The organism is Corallococcus sp. AB030, assembly GCF_003668965.1.
GTDB classification, from domain to species: domain Bacteria; phylum Myxococcota; class Myxococcia; order Myxococcales; family Myxococcaceae; genus Corallococcus; species Corallococcus exiguus.
This window is the reverse complement of the sequence record NZ_RAWQ01000127.1, coordinates 23983-30511: the sequence shown is the minus strand read 5'-3', so window position 1 is coordinate 30511 and position 6529 is coordinate 23983. Positions and strand designations below refer to the sequence as shown.

At 71.1% G+C, this 6529-nt stretch carries 7 protein-coding genes; 3 read left to right on the top strand and 4 right to left on the bottom strand.

The annotated features are described in order from the left end of the window. Together D7Y15_RS45965 and D7Y15_RS26885 are read left to right on the top strand one after the other, a co-directional pair. On the top strand, positions 1 to 237 hold a 237-nt coding region (locus D7Y15_RS45965; protein WP_211486981.1), incomplete at its 5' end, for a hypothetical protein. Positions 238 to 395: 158 nt separating this feature from the next. Beyond that, entirely contained in the window at positions 396 to 1202 is an 807-nt protein-coding gene (locus D7Y15_RS26885; protein WP_167548358.1) for a hypothetical protein, read from the top strand. 87 nt (positions 1203 to 1289) lie between these two features. Here the strand turns inward: D7Y15_RS26885 and D7Y15_RS26880 are convergent, their stop codons facing one another. Together D7Y15_RS26880 and D7Y15_RS26875 are read right to left on the bottom strand one after the other, a co-directional pair. Then, a complete protein-coding gene (locus tag D7Y15_RS26880) occupies positions 1290 to 2477 on the bottom strand; it encodes a hypothetical protein (RefSeq protein ID WP_121754355.1) in 1188 nt (395 codons plus the stop codon). A 23-nt stretch (positions 2478 to 2500) separates the two neighbouring features. Then, positions 2501 to 4063, bottom strand: a complete 1563-nt coding sequence (locus D7Y15_RS26875) for a hypothetical protein (RefSeq protein ID WP_169820867.1) — start codon at positions 4061 to 4063, stop codon at positions 2501 to 2503. 183 nt (positions 4064 to 4246) lie between these two features. Here D7Y15_RS26875 and D7Y15_RS26870 point away from each other — a divergent pair, with 183 nt between their 5' ends. After that, positions 4247 to 4639: a metallothionein gene (locus tag D7Y15_RS26870; protein ID WP_121754353.1), complete on the top strand. Its 393-nt coding sequence runs from the start codon at positions 4247 to 4249 to the stop codon at positions 4637 to 4639. A 52-nt stretch (positions 4640 to 4691) separates the two neighbouring features. On the opposite strand, the gene D7Y15_RS26865 is transcribed toward D7Y15_RS26870, so the two are convergent. Both D7Y15_RS26865 and nadA read right to left on the bottom strand, forming a co-directional pair. Continuing rightward, entirely contained in the window at positions 4692 to 5303 is a 612-nt protein-coding gene (locus D7Y15_RS26865) for a hypothetical protein (protein ID WP_120578458.1), read from the bottom strand. An 88-nt stretch (positions 5304 to 5391) separates the two neighbouring features. Then, on the bottom strand, positions 5392 to 6324 hold the full coding sequence (nadA, locus tag D7Y15_RS26860) for a quinolinate synthase NadA (protein WP_120578459.1): 933 nt from the start codon (positions 6322 to 6324) through the stop codon (positions 5392 to 5394). Positions 6325 to 6529 lie beyond the last annotated feature (205 nt).

Genomic DNA, 6529 nt, shown 5'->3' with positions numbered 1-6529 from the left:
CCCCCACCCCCCGCCACCGTGGAGGTCCGCTTCGAGGCCCCGGTGCGCACCGTGCTTGGCCGGCCGGGGGGCGGAAAGCTGCCCATCAACCAGGTGGTCGCCCTGGCTCCCGGCCCGCTCCGCGTCCAGTACACCTGCCCGGGACGGCGTGCACCTCGGGGCATCGAGACCTACAACGTCCGACCTGTAACCGGGGAACTCCAGACGCTCCGGGTCCCATGCCGCAGGCGACGCTAATTGGCACGGCGACTTACGCGTATGCGGCATCCGCACCCCCCGGAGGACACGTAGGACCGGGTACGCTTGAGTGCCCTTAAGTCGTTGGAATTCCTTGGTTTTCCACCAGGCGGGCGCGTTTACACATGTCAGAGGGGTCCGTAGACTCCGGCCCCTCTATGGCTCGCGCGAAGAAGCAGAAGAACATCATCCGACAGAGGACCTACCCCGCGGGGAGGGTGGCCCGGCAGCTCCCGGTCGCCCCAGAGCCCAACCGACTGGTGAAGGTGTGGCGACGCGTGTTGGAGCGCCGGTTGCGCACGCGGCTGCGGGGGAAGGTGGCGGTGGAGATCCACGACAACACCCACACGATGCTGACGTTCCAACGCCAGCGGGCGCTGTGGAGGTTGAGGCTGCACCACATGTTCCTGGCCGCACCGGACGAAGTGCTCCAGGCGCTCGCGAGCTTCGTGCGCAAGGGGGACCCGGACGCCAGCGCGCTCCTGGACCGCTACATCGAGCGCAACCGCATCTTCATCCGCCGGCTGTCCCCGGCGCAGATGCGCAAGCGGTTGCGGCTGTCCCCGGTGGGGCGCTACCACGACCTGACCCGCATCTATGAGCGGCTCAACGAGCGCTACTTCCAGAGCCGCATCGACGCGGCCATCACCTATGGGCCGGCGCCCCGGGTGAAGGGGCCTCGCAAGAGCATCAAGATGGGCTCGTACTCGGCGGACTCGAAGGTCATCCGCATCCACCCGGCGTTGGATCAGCCGCTGGTGCCCCGGTACTTCGTGGAGTGGATCGTCTTCCACGAGATGCTGCACCACGTCTACCGAGCCCGCCGGGGCGAGGACGGCCGGCGCTGCATCCACCCGCCGGAGTTGATGGAGCACGAGAAGCGCTTCCACGACTACCAACGGGCGCTCGCCTGGGAGCACGAGAACCTGGACCTGCTCCTGTGCGCCCGCACGGAGCAGCTCTGATGCCAGCGGGCCCGCTCCCGGGGCGCCTTCGAGGCGTCCGGGACGCGGGCCCCGCTGACGGCGGCTCCCGACGGCTCAGGGGCGCCGTCAGGGCAGGATGAGTCCGCCGGGGCTGCGCCGCTCGCCCGTGAGGGCGGCAGGAGGCGCCTCGGGGGCCGTGGCGCCCTGCGCCGCCTGGGCCTGGGCACCCGCCGCGGCCAGGACCACGACCTTGGCGAAGAGCGTCTCCGCGAAGAGCGAGAAGGGCTCGTCGAGTCCGTGGAAGAGGCGCCGCGCCTCGCCCCGGGCGATGGATGCCTGGAGGGCCCGCCCGGTCGCGTCGAAGAAGGCCGCCATGCGCCACAGGCGGCGCGCGTAGCGCTGGCGCACCTCCGGGGTGAAGTAGGCCCTCGCCGCGTCCAGCACCCGCTGCCGCACCTGTTCCTGGCGCTGGGCCCCGCTCAACGCCAGCGGGCTCGACGCCAGCGCCTGCACCTGCTCCATCAGGCCCCGCATCTCCGCGTCGGGCGGCATCCACTCGGCGATCTCCGGCGTCGCGTGGAGCTGATCGCCCTCCAGGGCATGGCGCACGTCGTCGGGCTCGGGGGCGGGGAGGGGCTCGGGCACGTGGATGGGCTGCACTCCGTGGTGGCGCAGCGCGGCCTCCAGGTCCGGAGGGAAGGGCGTGCGGGTGCTCAGGTTGAGGGCCGCGGCCTCGGCGAGCAGCCGGGCCCCCTCATCGCGGGAGACCTCCATGCCGAAGCCGTTCTTCAGCCCGTGCTTGAGGATGCGGCGGATGTCCCCGCGGCTCTGCTCGGTGCGGTTGAGCTCCAGCACGCCCTGCTCATCCGACGCGATGACCTGGAGCAGCTCCACGCCGCCGCGCACCACGCGCGTGAGCAGCAGGCCGTACTGCCCCGCCGACGACACCACCGTCACCAGCGTGGGCAGCGTCTCCGGGGCCGGAGCCATGGGCGCCTCCCTGGGGGCTTCCGCCGGGGTGACGCCGCGCGAGCGCAGCCGGTAGAGCGCCTTCTTCGCGGCCTTGGCCAGCGGCTTCACCGACGAAGCGGACAGGGCCTCCGGCAGCGCCACCTGGCCCGCCAGCACGGCGGCCTCCAGCACCGCGCCCGCCAGGGCCTCGGGCAGGGCCTCCACGGCCGCGGGCGTCGCGGAGCCCACGTCGTCCGCGAGCTTCCGGGCCTGGGCGACGTCCGCCTCCGGGAAGGCGGGCAGGGGTGTGCCGGCGCGCAACGCATCCAGCAGGGGACGGGGCTCGGTGGAGGCAGGGCTCATGCGCCGGGTTTCTACTTCACGCGCTACCGCCGCCGCACCAGCCAGCTCCCTCCACTTTGTCCCACGATGACCAGTTCCGACTGGAGCCGGGCACCGAAGACGCGCGACGGATGCACCCCGCGCACCAGGAAGTGGTCGTACCAGGTGCCCTGCGTCGCTTGGTTCATCTCCTGCGGCCGCCACTCGGACGGGAAGGTGGGCGGCACCTCCCCCCGGTAGCGCAGGGGCGAGTGGGGCGTGGTGGCGAAGGTGAAGTTGGGCACCCCGCCGCGCTCGCGCGCCACCACCGCCGCGGCGTGGATGAAGACGGGGAAGCGCACCACGCTGGAGCGCGGGTCGAACACCAGCCCCATCACCTTCGGCCGGTTCGCGGCCAGGCCGGACAGCGCCTCCAACTCGCGGGCCTCCTGGGAGAAGTTCTGGAAGCCGCGCCCCATCACGAAGGCCAGCAGCAACGCGCTCGCCGCCGCCGCGAGCCCCAACGGCCGCCGCCAGTCCGCGCGCGCGGCCGGCATGCTCGCCACCAGCAGCGCCGCGGCCAGGTGCGCGTAGCGCGTGTTGAGGTAGTAGACGTACCCCCGGATGTCGAAGGGCAGGAGGAAGTACAGCGCCAGCGCCAGCACCCCCAGCCCCAACAGCCGCCAGCGCGCCAGCGGGCCCTCGCGGCGCGTCCCCGGCCCCACGAGTCCCAGCACCCAGCCCGCCACCGCCACCGCGCCCACCGCGTACAGCGGCCAGCGGTCCGAGCCGTCGTGGAACGTGTTGGCGAGCACCTGGAAGAACTCCGCGCGGTTCTGCTCGAAGCCCTTCCACGCCAGGTTCTGCGGCGAGAACGTGGGCCCCCACGCCTTCCACGGCGCGCCCGGCTGGATGTCCGGCGGGTTGCCGAACCGCAGCACCACCCACGACAGGAACAGCGTCACGCCGGGCACCACGCCCAGGAGCGCCGGCACGCGCGGCTTCACCCGGGCCACGATTCCCCGCGCCGCCGCGTCCTCCGGCACCGGCGTGGTGAGGAGCAACCACGGCAGCCCGAACGCCAGGAACCCGAAGGCCTGCACGTGGAAGAGCAGCACCGCCACCAGGCACACCGCCAGCCCCACACCCCAGCGCAGCCGTCGTGGCGCGTCCGTCAGCGTCCGCACGAAGAGGCCGCAGCACAGCAGCGTCAGCGGCAGGGCCGCCAGGTAGTTGATGAAGCCCCAGCCGAAGCTGTCCCCGTACGCGAGCGGCAGCGTGAGCAGCGCGGGCCACGACGGCCGGCCCAGGCCGCGCAACAGGAAGGCCATGCCCAGCGGCATCCCCACCACGTACGCGGTGAGGAAGACGCGGTTGGCCATCTCCAGGGGCAAGAGCCAGTTGAGCGCGCTGACGAGGTAGTAGTAGCCCAGGTACGGCGTCAGCTCGTGCCTCGCCGCGAACAGCGTGGGGTAGAGCGTCGTCGGGTCGTCCAGCCGGTGCAGCACCGAGATGAGGTACAGGTGCTGGGGCAGGTCCACCATGGGCAGCGAGCGCGACACCCAGAGCGGGAGCGCCCCCAGGACGAGCGCGGCGACAAAGGCGATGCGAGCAGTTCGGTTCGTCACGGGCAGGAGGGCGCGGACTGTACGCGCGCGCCCCCGCGCCGGGCGAGCGCACCGTGGGCTCCGTTGACGGGTAGGCAAAGGTGCGTGCGAATGCCTTGGCAGGGGGAATGCCCTGCGCTATAGGCCGGGACGGCGGATGCCTCCCCCCAAGCCTTCCCCAGGCCTTCGCCAAGGAGAGCGGACATGGCACGCAGCGCGACGTTGATGACCGCGGGATTGCTGATGGGCGGCCTCTGGCTTCTGCCCGCCAGCGCCCACGCCTGCGAGGCCCACGCGAAGGCGGCCGCCGCGTCCAAGGGCACCGCGCCCCAGACGCCGGCACCGGAGGCCCACAAGGCCCCGGAGGCCCAGAAGGACGACGCGCCGCGCCCGCTGGAGGAGCTGGATCAGCTGCTGACGGCGAAGTGCTCCTGCGGCAGCAAGGCGGACTGCACCTGCAAGCGCGGCAAGTGCGAGTGCTCCAAGTGCTCGGGCCGTCATGCGCCGCGCCAGGTGACGGATGCGCTGCGCGGCCGCCCCGCCACGCAGGAGCTCCAGGAGGCGCGCAACGACGCCTCCGCCGGCATCTTCATCTGAAACGAAAAGGGGGCCCGTGGAAGGGCCCCCTTGGGAACGACAGCGAGGTGGCTCAGGCCGCCGGGCTGGAAGAGCGCCCGCGCGGGGCAGGGGCTCCGCCCTCGGCCACGAGCACCGGCCAGCCTCGCGCCATGGCCTCGCGGAAGAAGGCCGCCAGCTGGTGCCGGCTGCTGTTCACCGCGCCCTGGAACGGGTCGATGAGGGCCTCTTCGCCCAGGCTCTCCTGCGAGGACAGCTGCACCGGGTTGCCGCAGCGCTCGCAGCGGATGGACACCTGGCGCACCAGGGCCACCGGCACCGCGTAGCGGGCACTGCATTGGCTGCACTTCCACACCAGCGCGCGCTCGCCGGCCTCCAGGCGGGCCAGGTGCTCCAGCTCATCCGCCAGGCGCAGCAGCGCGGGCAGGTCCTGGGGCGGCTGGGCGAAGATGGCGCTCGCGCCAAAGCCCTTGCCCGGCGAGCCCAGGGCCGGGGGACGGTCCCCCTGGAGCAGGGCGCGCAGGCGGTCGCGGGCTTTCAGGTCGCGGAACTCGGCGCCGGCGAGGGCGCGCTCCACGGCCTCGTGCACCGGAGGCAGGTCCGGCTCGAGGCGCTCTTCGTCCGGCAGGGTCTTGGGGAAGTCCACCAGCCGGTGGGAGGGAAGTGCGAGAAATCGGAAGGCCACGTTCCTTCCATGGCACTTGGGCCCGCCGTCCGCAAGACGCGAGTTGCCAAACGTGGGACGCGGGCGACAGTCCCGCGTCCCGCTTGTTTCAGGCGGACCACTCCAGCATCCGCTGCAGGGGGGCGAGCGCCGCGTGCTGCAGGTCCGCCGGCAGCACCAGCTCCGGCGTCCTGTCCCGCATGCAGCGGTAGAGCTTCTCCAGCGTGTTGAGGCGCATGTACGGGCACTCGTTGCACGCACACCCGTTGTCCGGCGGCGCCGGGATGTACGTCTTGTCCGGCGCGGCCTTCTTCATCTGGTGGAGGATGCCCGCCTCCGTCACCACGATGAACTTCTTCTTCGGGCTCTTCACCGCGTAATCCAGGATGGCCTTGGTGGAGCCGATGAAGTCCGCGTGCCGCAAGACTTGCTGCTCGCACTCCGGGTGGGCCACCACCTCCGCGTCCGGATGCTCGACCTTCAGCCCCACGAGCTTCTTCTCGCTGAAGATTTCATGGACGATGCAGCTGCCCGGCCACAGCACCATGTCGCGGCCCGTCTCCTTCATCACGTGCCGGCCCAGGTGTTGATCCGGCGCGAAGAGGATGGGGCGGTCCTTCGGAATCTGGTTCACGATGCGCACGGCGTTGGACGACGTGCAGATGACGTCGCTCATCGCCTTCACCGCGGCGGAGCTGTTCACGTACGACACCACGAAGGCGCCCGGGTGTTTGTCCTTGAACGCCTTGAAGGCCGCGGGCGGGCACCGGTCCGACAACGAGCAGCCGGCCTTGAGGTCCGGAAGCAACACTTGTCGGCTGGGATTCAGAATCTTGGCGGTTTCCGCCATGAAGTGCACACCGCAGAAGACGATGACGTCCGCCTCCGTCCGCGCCGCCGCCTGCGCGAGCGCCAGGCTGTCACCGACGAAGTCGGCCACGTCCTGCACTTCGCTCTCCTGGTAGTAGTGCGCCAGGATGACCGCGTTCATGGAGCGCTTCAGCTCCCGGATGCCCGCCTCGTAATCCACTGTCTCGCCCATGGGGGGCCTCCTCGTCGCCCACGCATTCTGTAACCGCGTCCGCGACCCGGGGCCAGCGCGCGCAACAGGCCCTCGTGCGTGCGTCCCTACCCACCAAGGGGTCCCAGCAGACCGCGCGTCTTTAACCTATTCCGAAAAGTCCTCTCACCCCCGCGTACATCACCTAATCCATAGGAGCAGGTAAAGTACGCGGTGGTTGTTCGCC

Bases quoted from the DNA above. Each gene is read 5' to 3' on its own strand.
- D7Y15_RS26885 (WP_167548358.1), top strand. From the start codon at position 396: ATGGCTCGCGCGAAGAAGCAGAAGAACATCATCCGACAGAGGACCTAC.
- D7Y15_RS26880 (WP_121754355.1), bottom strand. From the start codon at position 2,477: ATGAGCCCTGCCTCCACCGAGCCCCGTCCCCTGCTGGATGCGTTGCGC.
- D7Y15_RS26870 (WP_121754353.1), top strand. From the start codon at position 4,247: ATGGCACGCAGCGCGACGTTGATGACCGCGGGATTGCTGATGGGCGGC.
- nadA (WP_120578459.1), bottom strand. From the start codon at position 6,324: ATGGGCGAGACAGTGGATTACGAGGCGGGCATCCGGGAGCTGAAGCGC.